General features: G+C 57.8%; 20 protein-coding genes. 16 read left to right on the plus strand and 4 right to left on the minus strand.

Annotated elements, in window-relative coordinates:
• The 11 genes from ABYP39_RS05350 to ABYP39_RS05400 all read left to right on the plus strand — a co-directional run.
• A partial coding sequence (locus tag ABYP39_RS05350) for a LysM peptidoglycan-binding domain-containing protein (protein WP_372781464.1) occupies nucleotides 1–303 on the plus strand: 303 nt, incomplete at its 5' end.
• Nucleotides 304–313: 10 nt separating this feature from the next.
• Nucleotides 314–2131: a DNA mismatch repair endonuclease MutL gene (gene mutL, locus ABYP39_RS05355; protein ID WP_372759618.1), complete on the plus strand. Its 1818-nt coding sequence runs from the start codon at nucleotides 314–316 to the stop codon at nucleotides 2129–2131.
• Nucleotides 2132–2156: 25 nt separating this feature from the next.
• A complete protein-coding gene (gene miaA, locus ABYP39_RS05360; RefSeq protein WP_372781466.1) occupies nucleotides 2157–3086 on the plus strand; it encodes a tRNA (adenosine(37)-N6)-dimethylallyltransferase MiaA in 930 nt (309 codons plus the stop codon).
• Nucleotides 3087–3238: 152 nt separating this feature from the next.
• Complete coding sequence (gene hfq, locus ABYP39_RS05365) at nucleotides 3239–3484, plus strand: RNA chaperone Hfq (protein ID WP_183411307.1); 246 nt, start codon at nucleotides 3239–3241, stop codon at nucleotides 3482–3484.
• 98 nt (nucleotides 3485–3582) lie between these two features.
• Nucleotides 3583–4866: a ribosome rescue GTPase HflX gene (gene hflX / locus ABYP39_RS05370; RefSeq protein WP_372749879.1), complete on the plus strand. Its 1284-nt coding sequence runs from the start codon at nucleotides 3583–3585 to the stop codon at nucleotides 4864–4866.
• Between the two features lie 80 nt (nucleotides 4867–4946).
• Nucleotides 4947–6077, plus strand: coding sequence for an FtsH protease activity modulator HflK (gene hflK, locus ABYP39_RS05375; protein ID WP_372781468.1), 1131 nt, complete (start codon nucleotides 4947–4949; stop codon nucleotides 6075–6077).
• 2 nt (nucleotides 6078–6079) lie between these two features.
• Entirely contained in the window at nucleotides 6080–6958 is an 879-nt protein-coding gene (hflC, locus tag ABYP39_RS05380; protein ID WP_372758633.1) for a protease modulator HflC, read from the plus strand.
• 100 nt (nucleotides 6959–7058) lie between these two features.
• Nucleotides 7059–7244: a DUF2065 domain-containing protein gene (locus tag ABYP39_RS05385; protein WP_372750485.1), complete on the plus strand. Its 186-nt coding sequence runs from the start codon at nucleotides 7059–7061 to the stop codon at nucleotides 7242–7244.
• Between the two features lie 17 nt (nucleotides 7245–7261).
• Nucleotides 7262–8422, plus strand: coding sequence for an ATP phosphoribosyltransferase regulatory subunit (locus tag ABYP39_RS05390; RefSeq protein WP_372750484.1), 1161 nt, complete (start codon nucleotides 7262–7264; stop codon nucleotides 8420–8422).
• A 32-nt stretch (nucleotides 8423–8454) separates the two neighbouring features.
• Nucleotides 8455–9747, plus strand: a complete 1293-nt coding sequence (locus ABYP39_RS05395) for an adenylosuccinate synthase (protein WP_372758634.1) — start codon at nucleotides 8455–8457, stop codon at nucleotides 9745–9747.
• A gap of 123 nt (nucleotides 9748–9870) precedes the next feature.
• Entirely contained in the window at nucleotides 9871–10296 is a 426-nt protein-coding gene (locus ABYP39_RS05400; protein ID WP_372758635.1) for an MAPEG family protein, read from the plus strand.
• 79 nt (nucleotides 10297–10375) lie between these two features.
• On the opposite strand, the gene ABYP39_RS05405 is transcribed toward ABYP39_RS05400, so the two are convergent.
• On the minus strand, nucleotides 10376–10687 hold the full coding sequence (locus tag ABYP39_RS05405; RefSeq protein ID WP_372763751.1) for a hypothetical protein: 312 nt from the start codon (nucleotides 10685–10687) through the stop codon (nucleotides 10376–10378).
• Nucleotides 10688–10755: 68 nt separating this feature from the next.
• Nucleotides 10756–12636, minus strand: coding sequence for an ATP-binding cassette domain-containing protein (locus ABYP39_RS05410; protein WP_372781470.1), 1881 nt, complete (start codon nucleotides 12634–12636; stop codon nucleotides 10756–10758).
• Between the two features lie 146 nt (nucleotides 12637–12782).
• On the opposite strand from ABYP39_RS05410, the gene ABYP39_RS05415 reads away from it, so the two are divergent.
• Nucleotides 12783–16415, plus strand: a complete 3633-nt coding sequence (locus ABYP39_RS05415) for an EAL domain-containing protein (RefSeq protein ID WP_372781472.1) — start codon at nucleotides 12783–12785, stop codon at nucleotides 16413–16415.
• A 3-nt stretch (nucleotides 16416–16418) separates the two neighbouring features.
• Here the strand turns inward: ABYP39_RS05415 and ABYP39_RS05420 are convergent, their stop codons facing one another.
• The gene (locus ABYP39_RS05420) at nucleotides 16419–17303 is read right to left on the minus strand and encodes a LysR family transcriptional regulator (protein ID WP_372749472.1); all 885 of its coding nucleotides are present in this window, start codon (nucleotides 17301–17303) and stop codon (nucleotides 16419–16421) included.
• A gap of 105 nt (nucleotides 17304–17408) precedes the next feature.
• On the opposite strand from ABYP39_RS05420, the gene ABYP39_RS05425 reads away from it, so the two are divergent.
• From ABYP39_RS05425 to ABYP39_RS05440, 4 genes are all read left to right on the plus strand, one after another.
• A complete protein-coding gene (locus ABYP39_RS05425; protein WP_372749471.1) occupies nucleotides 17409–18071 on the plus strand; it encodes a histidine phosphatase family protein in 663 nt (220 codons plus the stop codon).
• 73 nt (nucleotides 18072–18144) lie between these two features.
• The gene (locus ABYP39_RS05430; protein WP_372759213.1) at nucleotides 18145–19368 is read left to right on the plus strand and encodes an acyl-CoA dehydrogenase family protein; all 1224 of its coding nucleotides are present in this window, start codon (nucleotides 18145–18147) and stop codon (nucleotides 19366–19368) included.
• 11 nt (nucleotides 19369–19379) lie between these two features.
• Nucleotides 19380–20402 (plus strand): phosphotransferase family protein, encoded by a 1023-nt coding sequence (locus ABYP39_RS05435; RefSeq protein ID WP_372781474.1) that lies wholly within the window; start codon nucleotides 19380–19382, stop codon nucleotides 20400–20402.
• Nucleotides 20403–20414: 12 nt separating this feature from the next.
• On the plus strand, nucleotides 20415–21179 hold the full coding sequence (locus ABYP39_RS05440; protein ID WP_372749468.1) for an SDR family NAD(P)-dependent oxidoreductase: 765 nt from the start codon (nucleotides 20415–20417) through the stop codon (nucleotides 21177–21179).
• Nucleotides 21180–21286: 107 nt separating this feature from the next.
• Here the strand turns inward: ABYP39_RS05440 and ABYP39_RS05445 are convergent, their stop codons facing one another.
• Nucleotides 21287–22312 carry a hypothetical protein gene (locus ABYP39_RS05445; RefSeq protein WP_372781476.1) on the minus strand — a complete coding sequence of 342 codons (1026 nt, stop codon included), beginning with the start codon at nucleotides 22310–22312 and terminating at the stop codon, nucleotides 21287–21289.
• Nucleotides 22313–22323 lie beyond the last annotated feature (11 nt).

A 22323-nucleotide genomic window follows, 5' to 3' on the forward strand; every position in this document is an offset into this window, starting at 1 on the left:
GGGTTTATCTCCAACCCCGGCGAAGCCAAGAATCTGGCAACCAACTGGTATCGGGCAAAAATGGCGCGGGCCATCTTCAACGGCATCGACAACCACTTCAAGCGCAGCCCACCGCCCGACACCTACCTCGCGGCCCTCAAGCGCGGCGAGATTAAACCCCGGGAGTACACAATCAGCAGTGGTGATACACTGTCAGAGATTGCTGCCCGTTTCGATGTCACCGTGACGCAGCTGCAGCGTGAAAACAAACTCGCCCACACCCAGATACGGGTGGGCCAGACACTGAAAATTCCCGAATCCTGATACTGTTCTAATGCCCCGAATTCAATTGCTCAACCCCCGGCTCGCCAACCAGATCGCTGCCGGGGAGGTGGTCGAACGCCCCGCCTCCGTCGTCAAGGAACTTCTGGAAAACAGTCTGGACGCCGGCGCCAGTCGTATTGATCTGGAGGTGGAGGCCGGCGGCGTAAAGCTGATCCGTATCCGCGACAACGGCGGCGGCATCGACAAAGACGACCTGCCCCTGGCTATGAGCCGCCATGCCACCAGCAAAATCCGCGACCTGGAAGACCTAGAAAAGGTTCTCAGCCTTGGTTTTCGCGGCGAGGCCTTGGCCAGTATCAGCTCGGTTGCCCGACTAACCCTGACCTCGGCCACCGACGAATCCAGCTCCGGCTGGCAGGTAAGCTGTGAAGGTCGCGAAATGCAGGCCACCGTGAAGCCCGCACCCCACCCCCGCGGCACCACTGTGGAAATGCGCGACCTGTTTTTTAACACACCCGCCCGTCGCAAATTTCTGCGCACCGAAAAAACCGAATTCGGCCATCTTGAAGAAGTGGTCAAGCGATTAGCCTTGAGCCGCTACGACGTGGCGTTCAACCTGCGCCATAACAGCCGTGTCGTGCACAGTCTGCCAGCGGCTACCAATCAACTGGAGCAGGAACGGCGGCTGAGCCGGGTATGCGGCCCGGCCTTTCTGGAAAATGCTCTCCATATCGAAACCGAAGCGGCTGGCCTGAAGCTGTGGGGCTGGGTGGCGCTGCCCACTTTTTCTCGCAGCCAGGCCGACATGCAGCACTTTTTCGTCAACGGCCGCATGATCAAGGACAAGCTGATCGCCCACGCGGTACGGCAAGCCTATCGGGATGTACTGTTCCACGGTCGCCATCCAGCGTTCGTTCTGTATCTGGAACTCGACCCTTCGATCGTCGACGTCAATGTGCATCCCACCAAGCATGAGGTTCGCTTCCGCGATGGCCGCACCGTGCACGACTTTATCTTCCGGAACTTGCATCGCCTGCTGGCCGAGGTGCGGCCAGAAGATCAGGTCAACAACGCGCGCCTGGAAACCCAGCAACAACCGGCAGAGATCGCACCGCAGCAGGCTCCTATTAGCTTTCGGCCATCGCAATACGAAAACAGAGTCAGCGAAAGCGATGTTCGCGAACAGCTACAGGGTTATACCGCACTACAATCGCGCGCTCCGACCGCAATGCCAGCCACAGTATCCAGCCAAGCGATGGCACCGCCGGCCGAGGACGAACAAATACCGCCGCTGGGTTACGCGCTCGCTCAACTCAAGGGCGTCTATATTCTTGCGGAAAACGAGCACGGCTTAGTCATGGTGGATATCCACGCCGCCCACGAGCGCATTACTTACGAGCGAATGAAAACCGCGCGCGACAATCAGGCCATTCGCAGCCAGCCACTACTGGTCCCGATGACCCTTGCCGTCAGCGAGCGCGAAGCGGCCTGTGCCGAACAGTCCAGTGAAATGTTCGGCCAGCTGGGCATGCGCGTGGAGCGGGCCGGGGAAGAGGCACTGGTCGTGCGCGAATTGCCTGTGATGTTGGCTAACAGCGACGTGGATCAATTGGTTCGCGACGTGCTCGCCGATTTCATGGAATACGGTAGCTCTGATCGGATGCTAGCCCATATCGATGAAATCCTGGCCACCATGGCCTGTCATGGCTCGGTACGCGCTAACCGCAAACTCACCATCCCGGAAATGAACGCCCTGCTGCGGGACATGGAAGCGACCGAACGCAGCGGCCAATGCAATCACGGCCGGCCAACCTGGGTGCAGGTATCACTGCCCGAACTCGACAAATGGTTTCTACGTGGCCGCTGAGGATTTACCCCCAGCCATTTTCTTGATGGGCCCCACCGCCTCCGGCAAAACCCGGCTGGCGTTTGAATTGTGTGACCACCTCAACGCGGAGATCATCAGCGTGGATTCTGCCCTGGTATACCGGGGCCTGAATATCGGCAGCGCCAAACCCACCGCGCAGGAACTGCAACGCTACCCCCATCGCCTGGTAGACATCCGCGACCCCGCCAACCCTTACACAGCGGCTGACTTTCGTCGCGATGCGCTGGCAGCGATGGCCGATATCACCGCACAGGGCAAGGTGCCCCTGCTGGTGGGTGGCACCATGCTGTATTTCAAGGCCTTGCTGGACGGACTGGTTGAACTGCCACCCATCGAGCCGACAATCCGCGCAAGCATCGAACGACAAGCAAAGACAAGCGGCTGGCCCGCGCTGCACGCCGAGCTGACACAATGCGACCCGGAGACTGCCGCCAACCTCCACCCCAATCACTCGCAACGCATCTGCCGGGCGCTGGAGGTATACCGCGGCACCGGGCGCCCCCTCAGTCACTGGCGACGCCAGCAGGCTGAGCAAGCGCTCCCTTACCGGCTATTGCAGCTAGCGGTGGCACCTGCGGAGCGGACCCTATTGCACCAGCGCATCGAGCAGCGCCTGACCACCATGTTTGCCAGCGGCTTTGTCGACGAGGTTCGGCAGCTTTATCAGCGCGGCGATCTCGACCGGAACCTTCCGGCCATTCGCGCTGTCGGATATCGGCAAGTCTGGGAATATCTCAGCGGTGAGATAAGCGAAAGCGACATGCAGACCAAAGCGCTGGCGGCCACCCGCCAACTTGCCAAGCGCCAGTTCACCTGGCTGCGCAAGTGGCCGGCGCTGCACTGGCTGCTGTGGAAAGATGCCGAAGAAAGCTTGTTGCCGGCGCTTTTTGAGAAGCTCAGCGATGTTGATTTTCCAGTGGATGGGCTATACTAGCCCTTAAACTTCAAGTAATTCCGTAACCCGGGTCTTATTTGATTCAGCTTGCGGGAGGCGTAGGCGTCCGAGAACTGCTTTTTAGGTCTCCATTCGGACATGCCACCGTCTGTCGCTTATTCTGGCCAATGGCCACTCAAGGAGGCTACACCATGTCAAAAGGGCATAGCTTACAAGACCCTTACCTTAATATTCTGCGTAAGGAACGAGTACCGGTATCCATTTACCTGGTAAACGGCATCAAGCTTCAAGGACAGATCGAGTCTTTCGACCAGTTTGTCGTGCTGCTTAAGAACACGGTCAGCCAAATGGTGTACAAGCACGCCATTTCCACCGTCGTGCCCTCGCGCGTCGTCCGGCTGCCAATGCAGCACCCGCCGGAAGACGATGAGAGCTGAGGCACCTGCTTTCTTTGGTTCTGACTGTACATTGCTGAACTCCTTTATCAGCCGCTGGCGCCGTTGGGCAGCTGGCGGCTGTGCTGTGGGAGAACCCCTTGCTATTTGAGCGTCCCGATACCGGTGAACGCGCAGTACTGGTGCACATTGAATTCAATGGGCTAACCGAGCGCGAAGATCCGGACGAATTCATGCAGCTGGTCACTTCGGCCGGCGGCGAACCCGTCTATTTCATGCGCGGCCAGCGCCCCATGCCTCACGCCAAAACCTTTGTCGGGTCTGGCAAGCTGGAAGAGATCCGGCAGGTTGTGGTGGAACACGAGGCCGAGCTGGTGCTATTCAACCACTCCCTGTCTCCCAGTCAGGAACGAAACCTGGAAAAGGTGCTGCAGTGCCGGGTGCTCGATCGCACCGGCCTGATTCTGGATATCTTTGCCCAGCGTGCGCGCACCCACGAAGGTAAATTGCAGGTGGAGCTGGCGCAGCTCGAACACATGTCCACCCGCCTGATTCGAGGCTGGACTCACCTTGAACGCCAGAAGGGCGGCATCGGCCTGCGCGGCCCCGGTGAAACCCAGCTGGAAAGTGACCGTCGCCTGCTGCGTGCACGCATCAAAAGCATCCAAGCGAGGCTGGAGAAAGTGCGCAAGCAGCGCGATCAGTCGCGGCGCGCCCGCAAGCGAGCCGAAATTCCCACACTGTCTTTTGTGGGCTACACCAACGCGGGCAAATCGACACTGTTCAACTCCCTGACCGAAGCGCGCGTCTACGCAGCCGATCAGCTATTTGCTACCCTCGACCCCACCCTGCGCCGCCTGCAGGTGGCAGACGTGGGGCCCGTGGTGCTGGCTGACACAGTTGGTTTTATTCGCCACCTGCCACACAAACTGGTCGAAGCCTTTCGGGCCACACTGGAAGAGGCCGTGAGTTCAGATTTGCTGGTGCACGTCATCGACTGCGCCGACGAAGAACGCGATGACCACTGCCGGCAGGTGCATGCCGTGTTGGCAGAAATTGGTGCCGACGAACTGCCCATGCTCGAGGTTTACAATAAAATTGACCTGATTGGGCAGGCGCCGCGTATAGACCGCGATGAGCAGGGCAGACCTTACCGGGTGTGGCTGTCTGCGCGCCGGGGCAAGGGCCTGGAGCTATTGATGGAAGCCCTGAGCGAACTGCTCGCCGGCGACGTGGTCGATACCGATGTGGTTTTGGCCCCGGAAAAATCGCGTCTACGCTCGCGCCTGTTCGCACTCGGCGGGGTACAGGAAGAAGAATACAACGAGCAGGGCAGCACCCTGCACATACGCATGCCAAAAGCCGACCTGATGCGAGTACTCGCCCAGGAAGGAGAAAAGCTGGAAAATCTGCAACCGCGCTGAGGTACGACCACCCCAGCAAAGTTTGATAGACTTCGAAGCGCTTTTTGGTGACGACATTTTAGATTGTTTAGGAGAAGGGCATGGCCTGGAATGAACCGGGTGGTAAAAATAACGACCCGTGGGGTGGCAACAATCAGGGGCCACCAGACCTCGACGAGGCTCTGAAGAAATTCAAAGAACAGCTCGGCGGCATCTTTGGCGGCGGCAGTGGCGGATCTGGAGGCCAAGGCACCGGCTTTAGCACGGGTTCAGCCGGTGCCATCCTGGCAATCGCTGCTTTCATCTGGGCGGTATTTGGTTTCTATCAAGTCGATGAACAGGAAAAGGCTGTGGTGCTGCGCCTTGGCGTTTACCACACCACCCATTCGGCCGGCTTGCACTGGAGCCCCCCGCTGATCGACATAGTGGAAAAGGTCAACGTCACCAAGGTTCGCCAGGCTGAACACCGCGCGTCGATGCTGACCGAAGACGAGAACATCGTCGATGTACCCATGTCGGTACAGTACACCGTATCGGACCCCGCACACTTCCTGCTGAAAGTGCGCAACCCCGAGCACAGCCTTGAACAGGCCATGGAAAGCGCACTGCGCCACGTGGTGGGTGGTTCGTCCATGGATGACGTCATTACCGCCGGCCGGGAAAAAATGGCCGTCGATGTGAAGCAGCGTCTTCAGAACTATCTCGACAACTACGAGACCGGCATTCTGGTATCGGAGGTAAACATCAAGGAATCCCGAGCACCGGCCCAGGTGCAGGACGCCTTTGACGACGTAACCCGTGCCAAGGAAGACAAATCACGATTGAAAAACGAAGCTGAAGCCTACGCCAACACCATCATCCCGGAAGCGCGCGGTGCCGCTCAGCGTCAGCTGGAGGAGGCCAACGCCTATCGCGATCAGGTGACCGCTCGCGCTGAGGGTGAGGCCGCACGCTTTACCAAGCTGCTGACGGAATACAAGAAGGCGCCGGAAGTTACCCGCCGCCGCCTCTACATCGATGCCATGCAAGACGTCTACAGCAACAGCACCAAAGTGATGGTTGACGTCAAAGGCGGCAACAACATGCTTTACCTGCCCCTGGATCGCATAGCTAATCGCAACGGCGGCAGCGGTAGCGGCAGCATCGACAATATCGATATTGAGGAGCTGACCAACCGCGTGGTCGATCAGCTGCGCCGCGAAACCCAGTCACGTCGTCGGGAGGGCCGTTGATCATGAATAACCGTGGATTAGGCATACTGATACTGGTTGGCCTCGCCGTCATGCTTGGCTTCCAGACCCTCTACGTGATCAAGGAAACCGAGCGCGGTGTACTGCTGAAGTTCGGTGAAGTGGCAGTGCCAGATATCGAGAAGGGCCTGCACTTCAAGGTTCCATTGATGCACGTGGTGCGCAAATTTGATCGCCGCATTCTCACCCTGGACTCCCAGCCCGAGCGCTTCCTCACCGTTGAGAAGAAACCGCTGGACGTGGATTTCTACGCCAAATGGCGGGTTATCGACACCTTCAAGTTTTACACCGCCACCAACGGCGAAGAGGCCCGGGCCCACCGCCTGCTGGCCCAGCGTATCAATGACGGACTGCGCAACCAGTTTGGTGAGCGCACGGTTCACGAAGTGGTATCCGGCGAGCGGGACCTGCTGATGGTGGAACTGACCCATAAACTGAACCAGATCGCCACTACCGAATTCGGTATCGAAGTGGTGGATATCCGGGTCAAGCGTATCGATCTACCAGAGCAGGTCAGCCAGTCGGTCTTCGACCGGATGAAGTCCGAACGCGAACGTGAAGCCCGCGAGCACCGCTCCACCGGTCGCGAGCAGGCAGAATTCATCCGCGCCGCTGCCGACCGCGAGCGCACGGTGATCGAGGCCAATGCCTACCGAGATGCCGAGCGCATTCGCGGTGACGGCGACGCCCGCGCTGCCGAAATTTACGCCCAGGCCTACTCACGCGACCCGGAGTTTTACAACTTCATGCGCAGTCTGGCGGCCTACAGGGATTCCTTCAAAGGCAAGGATGACATCCTGGTGGTAGATTCAGAGGGTGAATTCTTCAAATATCTGAACGAAGGCGTCAACAGCAAGCGCTAACATCGGCGCCGGATCATGTTACAATCGCGCAACCGGGCAGTGCTTACCGTTTTACGGTGAAGGGCTGCGCGGTTTTTTTGTGTTTGTGTGGAACGAAAGCATGTGGCAGGAGCTGGCAATTGCCTTCAGTCTGGTACTGGTTATAGAGGGCCTCATGCCCTTCATCAGCCCGGGCCAATGGCGCGCGGTCGTGCTCAACATTGCCCGCACCGACGACAAACAGATTCGCATAGTGGGGCTGGTCAGCATGCTGTCCGGTCTGGCCCTGCTGTATTGGGTACGATAGAGTAAAACGGAATCCCTATGACCATAGCCGACCGCTGGTTGCTGCCCGACGGGGTAGAGGAACTGCTGCCAAAAGATGCGGCCAAGGTTGAGCATCTGCGGCGCCAACTGCTGGATCTCTACCAGAGCTGGGGCTACGAACTGGTCATCCCACCCTTACTGGAATACACCGAATCACTGCTGGTGGGCCTTGGCAGCGACATTGATCTGCAAACCTTCAGGGTAACCGATCAACTCACTGGCCGCATGATGGGCCTGCGCGCTGACATCACACCGCAGGCGGCGCGTATCGACGCCCACAGCCTCGGTCGCGACGGTGTAACCCGGCTCTGTTATGCGGGCAGCGTACTGCATACCCGACCAAAATCACCGCTGGCCTCCCGCTCCCCCATTCAACTGGGAGCCGAGCTCTACGGTGACGCCAGCACCGACAGTGATCTGGAAATCATCAGCCTGATGCTGCAGACACTGACCGTTGCCGGCGTCCAGAACCTGACCCTGGATCTGGGCCACGTTGGTATTTACGCCGCCGTGGTATCCGGCCTCGATGAGGCCACTGAACAGCGCTACTTCTCCATCCTGCAACGCAAGGCCGCCGCAGAGCTGCAGGCACTGCTGGCAGAGCTTCCGTTAGACGACAGCATCAAGCAGGCGCTGGCTGTGCTCGCGGAATTGCACGGGGACGCCAGCATTCTGGCGCGCGGTCGCGAAGCCCTCAAGGCCTATCCGCGCGCCGTGGCCGCCATTGAAGCCGTCGACCAGCTGGCAGCCGATGTCCAGGCTCGCTTTCCCGGCGTTGCACTGTATTTTGATCTGGCCGAATTGCGCGGCTATCACTACCACACCGGCGCGGTGTTCTCTGCCCTGTCCAGCGATTGCGACCGGGCGCTGGCCTCGGGCGGGCGCTATGACGATATTGGCCGTGTCTTTGGCCGGGCGCGCCCGGCAACCGGGTTCAGCATTGACCTGAAAGCCCTGCTGGCCCTGCTGCCAGACTGCGAAGCAGGCTCCGCCATTCTTGCACCAAACAGCAAGAACCCGGATCTCTGGCACAAAGTACAGGCACTGCGCGCCAGTGGCGAACAGATAGTTTTTGCCCTACCGGGCGATACCCAGGTGCCGGCTTGCACACGCGAGTTGGTGTTCAAAGATGGCGACTGGCAAGTAGTGCCGCGCTGAGTGTTTTTCTGTAATTTTTTGAGATGGATTCAATGAACAAAAACGTCGTGGTGCTCGGTACCCAGTGGGGCGATGAGGGCAAGGGCAAGATTGTTGACCTGCTGACCGATCAGGCTGCCATCGTGGCTCGTTTTCAGGGTGGCCACAACGCCGGCCACACTCTGGTGATTGGTGGTGAAAAAACCGTACTGCACCTGATTCCCTCCGGCGTATTGCGCGAAGGTGTAACCTGCTTGATCGGTAACGGTGTCGTGCTGGCCCCCGATGCCCTGCTCAAAGAAATTGGTGAGTTGGAAGCCAAAAATGTACCGGTGCGTGAACGCCTGCGACTGAGCCCATCCTGCCCGTTGATTCTGCCCTACCACGTTGCGCTGGATAAGGCCCGCGAATTGGCCAAGGGCGAAGCCAAGATCGGCACTACCGGGCGCGGCATAGGCCCAGCCTATGAGGACAAGGTCGCTCGTCGCGGCCTGCGCTTGGGTGACCTTATGCATCCCGAGCGTTTTGCCACTAAGCTGCGCGAAGTCATGGATTATCACAACTTTGTGCTGACCAACTACTTCAAGGTTGAAGCCGTCGATTATCAAAAGACCCTCGACGACGCGCTGGAAATGGCCAAACAGTTGCTGCCCATGGTGGCAGACGTCACTAAACTACTGCACGACTATCGCCTGGACGATCAGAAAATCCTGTTTGAGGGCGCTCAAGGCTCGCTGCTGGATATCGATCACGGCACCTACCCGTTTGTGACCTCATCCAACACAACCGCCGGCGGCACCGCCACCGGTAGCGGCTTCGGCCCGTTGTATCTGGATTACGTACTGGGCATTACCAAAGCCTACACCACCCGTGTCGGCTCCGGCCCCTTCCCCACCGAGCTGTTCGACGATGTGGGCAAGCACCTGGCCGCCAAAGGCCACGAATTCGGTGCCACCACCGGTCGCGCCCGCCGCTGCGGCTGGTTTGACGCCGTTGCCCTACGTCAGTCGGTACTGATCAACAGCATTTCCGGTATCTGCCTGACCAAGCTTGATGTCCTCGACGGACTGGAAGTGGTGCGCGTTTGTACCGGCTACAAGAACGCTGCTGGCGACGTCATTCCCGCCCCCATCGACTGCGACGATTACAGCACTCTGGAACCCGTTTACGAAGAACTGCCCGGCTGGAGCGAAACCACATTGGGCGCCAAAACCTTGGAAGAGCTGCCGCAGAATGCGCGCGACTACATTCAGCGCATAGAAGAGCTCGTGGGTGTGCCCATCGATATCATTTCCACCGGCCCGGACCGTGTCGAGACCATCGTGCTGCGCCACCCCTTTGACTAAGTAGCACGCGCCGGGTGCACTGCATCCGGCGCACGGGCTTTCTGCAGCCGCCCCCCTTGCCCAATCCTGTTCACCGGCCTACCCTCTCTGCACCGATAACAATACCTGCTGCGGAGAACGCTAATGACACTACCCGACCCCATACTCGCCCCGGTAATGGCTCTCGTACTCTGGACCTGCTTTGTACTGGGCTGGATGGCGCTGACCCGCATTCCCTACCTACGGAAAAACCGGGTGCACCCGCAGAAAGGCGAGCGCACCGCGGAGCTGGCAGGGCTAATGCCCAAACAAATTCAGTGGAAGGCCGATAATTACAATCACTTGATGGAGCACCCGACCATCTTCTACGCCACCGCCTTTGTCTGGGCCTTTATTGGCAGCGCCGGCACCATCAACGTCACCCTGGCTTGGGTCTATGTAGGACTGCGCGTTGTGCATAGCCTGGTGCACGCAACGATCAACAAAGTCATGCTTCGACTGACACTGTTTGCGTTGAGTTCGGTGGTGCTGCTGATCATGGCGGTCAATGCCGCGGTGGTCGTGCTGTAATTAGCGCTACCGTGCAGAAGCGCCCGAACGTTAATCGGTTGGAAACATCGACAACCGCACTGAACACGAAGCTCGGTGGTCAGGACACCGGCGGCGCGGCAGAGTCCAATCGTTTGGCATCGAGGGCGTACTCTGCCATCGCACCGTAATCCGGCAGCTCAGTGTCGAGCACAATGCGACCTTTATCATCGCGTGCGTTCACGTTGAAATCTTCGCCATTATTGACTTGATAGAATTTCAGCACCGCATCGAAGGCAGCGCTGGCGAGGCAAGAAGGCGGCGTATCGGCCCTAAGGGTCACCACATAATCGCCGCCCAGAGAAGCGTTGCAGACTTCCCCCTGCAGCGGTGATGCTTTTGGACGCACTTTCAGAAACAGCTTGATACTCATGACAACCGCTCAGTCACTAACCGCTATAGCATAGCGCCTGGGCGTGGTCAGAAAATCCGTAATTTTCCCTACAGCTCCGAGAGTTCGAGCCAGCGCTCCATGGCCTCATCCAGCGCCTGTTGGCACTCGGTCATCCGCTGCCAATGGGCGTTAAGCTCATCGTGAGGCAGGCTGCCAAAGTCGGCTTCCAGGCTACGCGCATTGAGCTGCTCTATCTCGCTTTCCAGCTCGCTAATCCGGTCCGGCAGTGCATCGAGTTCGCGCTGCAGTTTGTAACTGAGTTTGGTTTTGGCAGGTGCCGGTTTTGTTGCAACCGGCGCGGTTTTTGACGCAGGCGACGGCGTGGCTTCTACCGCCGGCGCAAATGCCGCCTTTACGCGCTGGGCGGGAATGTCACTGTAGCCGCCCACAAAATTATCGACTCGGCCGTTGCCTTCGAACAACAGACAGGCGCTGGCGACATTGTCGACAAACGCCCGGTCGTGGCTCACCAACAGCACGGTGCCTTCGAACTCCATCAACAGCTCTTCCAGCAGCTCCAGTGTCTCCATATCGAGATCGTTAGTCGGTTCGTCCAGCACCAAAATGTTGGCGGGCTGGCTGAATAACAGGGCGAGTATCACTCGCGCCCGCTCTCCGCCAGACAACACGCGTATCTGCGACCGCGCCCGTTCAGCAGTAAACAGAAAATCACCGAGATAGCTGATGATATGTTTCTGTTTACCATTGACGGTCAGGCTTTCTCTCCCCTGCCCGACCACGTCGACCACGGTTTTGTTGTCATCGAGCACCGAGCGCATCTGGTCAAAATAGGCTATCTGCTGCTTGCTGCCACGCCGGACCGTACCTTCGTTGGGTTCAAGCTCCCCCACAATCAACCGCAGTAACGTGGTCTTGCCGACACCGTTAGGGCCTATCAGAGCCAGTTTGTCGCCCCGACTGATAATCAGGTCGAGATCGCGTATTAAAGGCGTGCCGTTGTAGCCATGGCCGACCCCGGTGAGTTCCGCCACCAGCTTGCCGCTGGATGCCGCTTGCTCCACCGACAGACGGGCACTGCCCTGCACACTGCGGCGTTGCGCATATTCTTCGCGCAATCGTTTGAGGGCTCGCACCCGCCCCTCATTGCGGGTGCGCCGTGCTTTAATACCCGTGCGTATCCAGCGCTCTTCGTCGGCCAGGCGCTTGTCGAAAAGCGCATTCTGCTCTTCCTCTATCCGCAGATCCTCGGCGCGGCGCGTCATAAACTCAGTGTAGTTACCTGGATAGCTTTTCAGGTGACCACGATCCAGCAGCACAATGCGGGTTGCCAACCGGTCAATCAAGGCGCGGTCGTGGGTGATAAACAGTACCGCCCCCCGGTAATTCAACACGGTCTGCTCTAGCCATTCGATCGCGGCAATATCCAGATGGTTAGTCGGTTCGTCGAGCAGCAGAATATCCGGCTCCGCAACCAGCGCACGGGCCAGCGCCACCCGCCGCCGCCAACCGCCAGAGAGCTCCGCCACCAGCGTATCGCCATTGAGTTTAAGTCGATCGAGGGTTTGCTCGATGGCGCGATGAAAGTGCCAGCCGCCGCTCGCTTCCAACTGCTCTTGGCAGCGGGCCAGCGCCATCATATCGGCCTGGCGCGCGGCCTGTTCATACTGGCGCAACAGTTCTCCGGTCTCTCGCAGGCCGGCTGCCACAGCGTCGTAGACCGTGGTATCGGCTGCCATCTCCAGAGGGGCCTGAGGCATGCTCGCGATGGTGGCCTCGGGTTGCAAGGCCACTTCGCCCCCATCGGCAGCCAGCGTCCCCTCAATAATCGAGAGCAGAGTCGATTTACCCGAGCCGTTGTGCCCGACCAGACAAACCCGCTCACCGGGATCGAGCTGCAGGCTGGCACGATCCAGCAGAATCTGCTGCCCCACAGAAAATTCGAGTTCACGAGCGGTCAACACAGGCACGGCGAAATACTTCCTTCTTACTGATTGGGGCGCATGATGCCCGGATCAGGCGCTGGATGAAAGAGCCATAAGTAGGTAGAAGTCGCGATGGTTGTATACCCCAGGGTGAATAAACTAAACAATGGGGTAATGCAGGTATTTTTCTTTTGTTCAAACCGCTGATTCACATATTCACCATGCTTATGCTCGTGCTCGCACTGCCCGTGGCCGCGGCCGAGCGCATGGTATTGCAGCTGAAATGGGAGCATGAGTTCCAGTTTGCAGGCTACTATGCCGCGCTGTGGCAGGGTTACTACAAGGAAGCCGGACTGGAGGTAACACTGCGCTCAGCCTTTGCAAAAGATGGTCAGTACACGGCTCCACAGGCAGCACTTATTCAGGGTTCTGCAGATTTCGCCATTGGCGGAGTAGACATCCTTGCCGGGCGCGACAAAGGGCATGCGTTGGTTATATTGGCTCCGGTTTTCCAGAAAACCCCCGGAGCCATCGTGACGTTGGCAAATACCAAGCTTCGCTCGCTGCGAGATCTTGCCGGTCTGCGAATTGCCGTCAACCGGGACGACTATATCACCCGCGAGTTTCAGGCCCTGTTGGGCAGCCGGCAATCACGCCTGACACCACCACAGCTGGTGGACGAACCCCTCACGCTGGACACCCTTTTGAATGGTCGCGCCGACGCTTTGCTGACCTACGGCGTTTCGGCCCAGGAAGCTGCTTACGAACGGGGGCTGGCCATTCGACGCCTCAACATAGCCGACGCTGAGCGCGTTTTCTACGGCGACACCCTGTACACCCATCAGCGGGTCATCGACCGCTCCCCGGATGCGGTTCAACGCTTTGTGCAGGCAAGCCTACGTGGTTGGGAATACGCCATGCAGCACCGGGATGAAATGGCAGCAAAGATCTCATCCTTGCCGCGTTATCAGGTGCACTACGCCTCTGCCGAACATTACAACGCCGCGTTTGCCCGCCAAAGCCCGGAGTATATGTTCTATCCCAATGTCCGCATTGGTCAGAATGAACCAGAGCGTTGGCAACAAAGCCACCATCTGCTGAAAACTGCTGGGCTGGTTGCTGGCTCCTACCCTGGCGAGTCGCTGTTTTTCTCGCCTGTTGCCAATCAGCTTCCCGCTGAGAGCCGATGGAATTGGATCGTCGGCGCTATCTGCGCCGTAATCGTACTGACCATCGCGGTATTGATGTTGCCCGCCAGAATCAGCGCGCCACTGGTACTGGCCAGCGTACTTATCCCGGTAATCTGGATTGTTGAGCACCAGCTGAAAGCAAGCTACCTGGATTCTCAACGCCGTGATGTCTGGAATGAAATTGTTCAATACCGGCAAAAGCTCGAAGAGGTAATACACCGCAATTTCGCTCTGCTGCGATCGGTCGTGGGAATGATCAGCGCAGAGCCCACGGTCGACCAACAACGCTTCAGCGATTTTGTCGGCACGCTGATTGATCTTGAGCCGCTGCTTATCAATATCGCAGCCGCGCCGGATCTCACTATCAAAATGATCTACCCGCTGGCCGGCAATCAAAAGGCTATCGGGCTGAACTACCACCGCAATGAAGTCCAGCGTCCTATGGTGGAACTTGCCCGAGACAGCCGCAGTCTGGTGGTTGCCGGTCCACTGGAGCTCGTTCAGGGTGGACGGGCGATCATCGGTCGGGCGCCGGTATTTTTGAATGACGTGACCTCTGGGGAACACACGTTCTGGGGCATCGTATCAGCGCCCATAGATTTTGACGGCCTGCTCGACAATGTGGGGCTGAACGCCCAGCATTTGCTGATCGATATAGCACTGCGGCACGGCAACCAGCGCTTCACCGGCGAAAGCTCGCGCGCCTTTTTTGGGGCAGAGCGGGTATTTGCGACTGACCCGGTCATCATGCCCGTCTCACTTGGTGCCGTGGAGTGGGAAATCGCCGCCACACCCATCGGCGGCTGGGGTAACTATCCGCCTCTGATTCAATGGCTCAAGCTGGTGGGGTTGCTGACCACAGGCATCGCCTCACTGATCTTGTATACGGTTATCCGTCAGTTTCAGTCCAGCCATGAAGTAGATTCCAAGCTGCAGCGCAACGAAGGCATACTGCGACGAGTCGGTCGCATCGCCGACGTGGGTGGCTGGGAGCTAGATCTGCGTAATGGTCAGGAATACGTGTCCAGCGAGGTATTCCGCCTGCACGGTGTGTCGCCCATTCCACTGATCGATGAGCGGCCACGCCGTTGGCTGGATCGTTACGATGAAGCCAATCGCCGAATCGTTGAACATCGCATCCAGGAAGCCATTCAAACTGGCGAGGCACAGCACTTTGAGCTGCTGATCAATGAGGGTGGTCGGAGCAATATCTGGCTGCGCCACATGATCGAGCCCGTTTGGGAGGGCAATGAGGTCGTTCTGTTGCAGGGGGTAGTGCAGGATATTTCAGCCATCCGGCGCGCCGATGCCACCATTGCCCGGCAGGCCATGTTCGACCCGGTCACCAATCTGCCCAATCGCAACCTGTTTACTGAGCGCCTTGCGCACGCGCTGCAATCCAGCCACCGGGAACGGCGTAACCTGGCCGTGCTGTTTATCGACCTGGATCACTTCAAGAACATCAATGACTCTTTGGGTCACAGTGCCGGCGATGCCCTGCTGGCTGAAATAGGCCAGCGTTTCCGCCACGCCGTGCGTGGCTCGGACACGGTAGCCCGCCTGGGAGGTGACGAGTTCACCATATTACTGGACGGTATCAAGGGCACACGTCACTGCGCACTGATTGCTGACAACCTGGTGCAGTCACTGCACGCCCCCGCAGTGATCGATGGCCATCAGGTATTTACCACCGCCAGCATTGGGGTCAGCCTGTTTCCCGAAGACGGTCGCGATGTGACCACACTACTGCAGCATGCAGACCAGGCTATGTACGCGGCCAAAGCGGCCGGTCGCAATACTGTGCGCTTTTTTACCGAATCCATGCAGTTGGAGGCCGATCGTCGCCACTCATTACATACGCAATTGGCGTGTGCCCTGCAAAACGATGAGCTGAGCGTGCACTACCAGCCGATTATCGATATTCGCTCCGGCCAAGTAGCCAAATGCGAAGCCTTGCTGCGCTGGGGGTCGATTTCGCCTGCTGAATTCATTCCCATTGCCGAAGAAACCGGCATGATTGCCGAACTCGGCCAGTACGTTATGCTCAAGTCTTGCCAGGATCTTGCTGACATCAACCGGGAAACAGGCGGGCATTTGGCGCTTGCCTTCAATAAATCAACGCGCGAATTTGCCGATGAACGACGCCACCACCAGTCGGTACTGAACACCCTCAAAGTGCAGGACCAGTTTCCGAATATCACCGTGGAAATCACCGAAAATCTGCTGATGCAGGATCAGCCGGAAACCATCGACCAGCTGTGCGAACTGCGCAACGCCGGTATCAAAATTGCCATTGACGATTTCGGTACCGGCTTCTCATCGCTGAGCTATCTGCGCAAATTCCCGGTGGATATTGTGAAAATCGACAAATCCTTTGTACACGGCATTGAAACTGACTTCGAAGCCCGAGCCTTGGTCAAAGCCATCATTTCCATGGCCCACAGCCTGAAAATAGATGTGGTCGCCGAAGGGGTGGAAACCGCAGGACAGCTCGCTATCCTGCAGGGTATGAACTGCCGCTATGTGCAAGGCTTCTACTTTTCACCGGCACTGCCGAAAGATCAGATCATCGACTACGTTCGCGCATTTCAATTTCGAAAACCGATGTTGCGCAGCACCCCAATAGCCAACTAACCCTTACTGCAGCGAACTAATCAACTCTCGCATCCAGATGATTGCCGGGTCGTGATCTGCCGTTCTGTGCCAGAACAGGTGCAGGTCAGTGGCCGCGGTCTCAAAAGGCAATTCCGTCACTGTTAAGCCCCAGGTTCTGGCCAGTCCTGCCGGTATCGATGCCACCAGATCCGAATCTTCCAGTATCCCCGGCAAGGCACCATAGTGCTGCAAGCGCAAAGCAATGCGGCGGCGCTGACCAATAGACCGCAGAGCGAGATCCACGTGGCCACTGCCCTTGAGACGACTGGAGACGTGTATATGTTCGGCGGCCAGATAGCGCGACAGGGTCAAGGGTTCCCCAGCCAGCGGATGCCCCGCGCGAAAGGCACAGACATACTGATCACTGTAAAGGGGACTACTAAGCAGCTCTGGGTGATTGAGCAGAGGCGCATCCAGCGCCAGCTGCAGCTCACCACTGGCCAGAGCCAGGGGTACCTCGCGGCGACTTAAAAACACCACTTCAAGATGCACCCCCGGTGCCAGCCGGGTCAGCGCACGTAATAGCGCCGGCAATAGATTGAACTCGGCCTGTTCAGTAGCGTGGAGGCGGAAGGTCTGCTGCGCCACTGCGGGGTCGAAATCCAGGCGGGCACTGACACAATCATTCAGCGTAGCCAGCGCGGCCCGCACCGGCTCGATCAGCTGCCGGGCCAGCGGTGTGGGGCGCACGCCACCCTTGCTGCGCACAAACAGGGGGTCATCGAAAAGCTCACGCAACCGCGCCAGCGAATTACTCACTGCGGGTTGTGTGACATGCAGCACCTCCGCCGCCCGGGTCAAACTCTGCTGGGCGTAGACTGCGTCAAACACAATAAACAGATTGAGATCGAGTCGGGACAGGTTCATAGGTCATATATCATAAGCCCGTATTATAGTAGGCCATAAAAATAATCAATTTAACTAATAACAATAATCACCCTATCCTGATTCCCCCTACACAGGAGCACTGCAATGGCTGAGATTTTGATGGTGCGACACGGCCAGGCGGCCTTTGGCACCGATGACTACGACCGGCTCACCGAAGTGGGCTGGGAGCAATCCCGCCTGCTCGGCGATTACTTTGTGCGCCGCCAGATGACCTTCGATGCCATATTTACCGGCACCATGCGCCGCCACCGGGAAACACTGGCGGGTGTGCTGGAGGCCCTGTCAGAACAGCCCCCGGCAACAGAATTGCCCGGGCTCAACGAGTTTGATTTTCACGCATTGGTCACCGCCTATCGGGCCCTCAACCCGGATACGAATGTAGACACGCGAGACGCACGCGCCTTTTACGGCTGCCTGCGCGATGCCTTGCTGGCCTGGAATCGCGGCGAACTGATCGATGTGGCAGAAGACTGGGCGGCATTTGAATCGCGGGTAAGAGGCACCTTGTCAGCACTAACCGAACCCCGCGGCCGAGTTCTGGTCGTCAGTTCCGGCGGCCCTATCAGCGCGGTGGTTCGCGAGACACTGCAGTTAAGCGTGGAAAACATGGTCAACCTCAACCTGCAGGCCCTTAACACTGGCATTACCCGCTACTACGGTAACCAGAAGCTCCTGCGCCTGAACACGTTTAACGCCGTGCCTCACCTGGAGAGCCCGGACGATAGCCGACTGATTACCTACACCTGACAAACCCGACTGGCTAGAGCGGCCTGCGAGAGCCCACCGGCCACGATCCACCAGACACGCGCGAGGACTTTGCATGGATTTTTCACCGTCAGCCCAAACCCAAGAACTTCTGGCTCGCTTGCAGGTATTTTTCGACAAGCACATTTACCCCAACGAAAAAACCTACGCCGAACAGCTACATCGCGCAAACAACCGCTTTGCCGCGCTGCCCATCATGGACGACCTCAAAGCCAAGGCCAAAGCCGAGGGGCTGTGGAACCTGTTTATCCCACCCTCCCACGCGCATTACGCCGATCACGACGGACTGAGTTTCAGCGACTATGCGCCGCTGGCCGAACTGATGGGGCGCGTACAGTGGAGCCCCGAGGTGTTTAACTGCAACGCGCCCGACACGGGCAATATGGAAGTGTTGATGAATTTTGGTACCCAGGCGCAAAAAGAACAGTGGCTAAAGCCTCTGTTGGCCGGCGAGATCCGTTCATCCTATGCCATGACTGAGCCACAGGTGGCATCCAGCGACGCAACCAACATTGAGCTTAGTATCGAGCGCGACGGTGACGAATGGGTACTCAATGGTCGTAAATGGTTTATTACCGGCGCGATGTACGAACGCACCAAGATTTTCATCGTGATGGGCAAATCCGACCCGGAGAACCCCAATCGCCACCTGCAACAAACTCAGGTACTGGTCCCAAAGAACACACCCGGACTACAAATCATTCGACCGCTAACCACGCTGGGCTACGATGACGCCCCCATTGGGCATGCGGAGCTGGTCTTCGACAATGTACGGGTACCCGCCGACAACGTACTGCTGGGCGAAGGCCGCGGTTTCGAAATCGCCCAGAGCAGACTCGGACCTGGCCGCATGCATCACTGCATGCGACTGATTGGTGCTGCCCAGCGCGCGCTGGAGCTTGCCTGCCAGCGAGCAGTGTCGCGCAGCACGTTTGGGCGTCCCTTGAGCAAACACCAGTCAGTGCGCGAGGATATCTCCAGAAGCTTCTCCGAAATCGAAATGGGCCGGCTGCTGGTACTGAAAACCTGCGACAAAATAGACCGCGAAGGCGTGCCTGCCTCAGTCGACATGATCGCGGCCACCAAGACCACCATACCGCTGCTGGTACAGACGGTTATTGATCGCTGTATGCAGTTACATGGCGCCGGCGGCCTGACCGAAGACTACTTTATGGCCGAAGCCTTCAACTATGCCCGCTGGTGTCGTCAGGCCGATGGTCCTGACCAAGTCCATCAAATGGCATTGGGCAAGAAAATCATCGACCGCTATTCTGCCTGAGGAAGATAACCATGACCGGTTTCGAACTGGATACAGAGGCGCTTACCGCCTACCTGGAACACCATATCGAAGGTTTTCGCGGCCCCATCAACGCCGAAAAATTTGCCGGGGGCCAATCCAACCCCACTTACCTCATCACCGCTGAAACTGGCCGTTATGTACTGCGGCGCAAGCCGCCGGGCAATTTACTCAAGTCAGCCCACGCGGTAGACCGCGAGTTTCGCGTGATGCGTGCGTTGGCCGACACACCAGTACCGGTACCAGCCATGCGTGTGCTGTGTGAAGATGAATCAATCATTGGCTCCATGTTTTACGTGATGGATTTCGTCGAAGGCCGTATCTTCTGGAACGCTGCCCTGCCGGAGCAATCCAGAGCCGACCGCACGGCAATCTATGACGCCATGAACCAGGTGTTAGCCGATCTACACAGCGTATCCCCTGCCACTGTTGGTTTGGCTGACTACGGCAAGCCCGGCAATTATTTTGAACGCCAGCTTGGTCGCTGGACCACGCAGTACCGTGCCAGCGAGACTGAACACATACCCGCCATGGAAGACCTGATACAGTGGCTGGAAGCAAACAAGCCTAAAGACGATGGTTTGGTGTGCATCAATCACGGCGACTTTCGCCTCGACAACATGATGTTTCACCCCAGTGAGAATCGGGTAGTATCCCTCCTGGACTGGGAGCTATCCACCCTCGGCCATCCCTACGCTGACCTGGCGTACCAGTGCATGCAGTGGCGCATTCCCTCCGATGCGGCCATACCCGGCCTGGGCGATATCGATCGAACAGCACTGGGGATTCCCACCGAAGAAGATTACGTCGCGCGCTATTGCGAGCGCCGCGGCATTGACTGCATTGACCACTGGACCTTTTATCTGGCGTTTTCATTTTTCCGCTTAAGCGCCATTTTGCAGGGAATCCAGAAACGGGCGCTGGACGGCAATGCATCCAGCGACAAAGCCACCGCCTATGGCGCGCTTGCCCGCCCGCTCGCAGAGCTGGGTCTGGCAACCGCAGAAAACGGTTAAGGAAATTTACTGATGGACAACTTTTCACTGTCGGGCCGAGTAGCCTTGGTTACCGGTGCATCCAGCGGCCTCGGCGAGCATTTTGCCAAAGTGTTGGCGCAGGCTGGTGCACGCGTGGTGGTCGGCGCACGCCGCGTTGACCGGCTGCATTCGCTGGTCAACGCAATTACCCAGAGCGGCGGAGAAGCCTTGGCAGCGGCCATGGATGTCACCGACGCCGATTCCATCAGCGCGGCCTTCGATGCCGCCGAAACCCACTTTGACACGGTTGATATTCTGGTCAATAACGCCGGTGTCGCGGCGCCAAGCCGCTTCCTCGATGGCGACGAAGCAGGCTGGGATTTCACTATGGACACCAATCTCAAAGCGGTGTGGCGTGTTGCCCAAGAAGCCGCGCGCCGATTGGTTAAGGCCCAGCGCGGCGGCAGCATTATCAATGTCGCCTCCATCCTCGGCTTGCAACCCGGGCTCGATCAGACTTTTTACGCGACCGCCAAAGCCGGCGTAGTACAGCTCACCAAAACCCAGGCACTGGAACTGTGGCGCAAAAATATACGCGTCAATGCACTGTGCCCCGGCTATTTTGAAACTGAGCTAAACAGCGATTTTTTTCAGACTGACAAAGGCAAAAGCTATCTGAACAGGATTCCGCCGCAACGGCTCGGCCAACTGGACGAGTTGAGCGGCCCACTGCTACTGCTGGCCAGCGAAGCCGGATCGTTTATGACCGGTGTGGCACTGCCGGTCGATGGCGGGCATTTGCTGCAGTCATTGTAAACGGCACAGTGACAACTGCTATCAGCGAGTGGACCGAACAATCCCGCGCAGTGTTCAGGTTTACCAAGGCCGGGGGGTAACGCGGTACCCGGCTCGCAGCAACTTACTTACATTATTGCTTGGTTTTCTTCTTCAGTTACCGCGTCCACCTCGTTCAGCTCGCGCTCTGATAGAGTTTCACGCTTGCGGGCTTCGATCTTGAAGGCCTCAGCCAGCTCTCGCGCCTGCTCTCTGAGAGGCAAGGCCTGAAAATCCGCTATACCGACATTTTCATTAACTCGCTGCAACAAGGATCCAATGTAGAGCACATACTGCTCTGCTTCTTTCTCCCCTATTTCAACCAGCCTGGCTGACTCTTCCGCAACATAGTATGCATGTTTAGCAGCGACCAGAGCCTTGTGACACACGCGCTTTATGCCGTCGCGGTCTCGATAGTTGGCTTCTATAAAGTTGTTGGCGTAGTCGACAGCCTCTTCCGCCTTTTCAAAGGTAAGCTGAGCATTTTCATCAGCTCCAATGGACTCGGCTTCGCCCAGTTTCTCAACAGCCTTACTGAGATGCTGCGTCTTCATGGTCTCAATTTCAACTTTGGCGTAGTACGCCAGCACCGACGCCTCTTTGTCTTTTGCCTTCGCCAGCTGGCCGCCTTCAATATCCCTGATCAAGCCTTCCAGTTGATTGACCGCTTTGCGGAACAGCTTTGGATGCACGTTATCGGACTGCACCTCCAGCAGAACTTCACGGTGCTCCAACACCTTGCTCAAATGCGTCTCTACATTTTCTCTATTGGTGTACGCATCAGCGACCAATTTGCTGGCAGCGAAAGCCGCGCTCAGCGCTTCTACTTCGTCTTCAGGGGCTTTGGCGGTGTGATTCGTCTTGATCGCCTGTGAGAGTTTCGCCTTTGCATTCTCCATATGAGACGGCGCATAAAACAGTAATTCATCAGCGATGGCTTTCTCGTAAGCCTCTGACGCGCGTTGAATCGCGTCTTTCGGTGTGATGTCAGCATTGCCAGCCTGCTCCATAGCGCGCATTTCAATCTGCTCGCTGTTGGCAACATGGTTTGACGCGCAGGCTGTTAACAGTGTGCTCACACCAAGCATTAGCAATACATATAGTCGACCGGACATAAATCCCCCTT

Source organism: Litorivivens sp. (assembly GCF_041625495.1).
Taxonomy (GTDB): domain Bacteria; phylum Pseudomonadota; class Gammaproteobacteria; order Pseudomonadales; family Spongiibacteraceae; genus Litorivivens.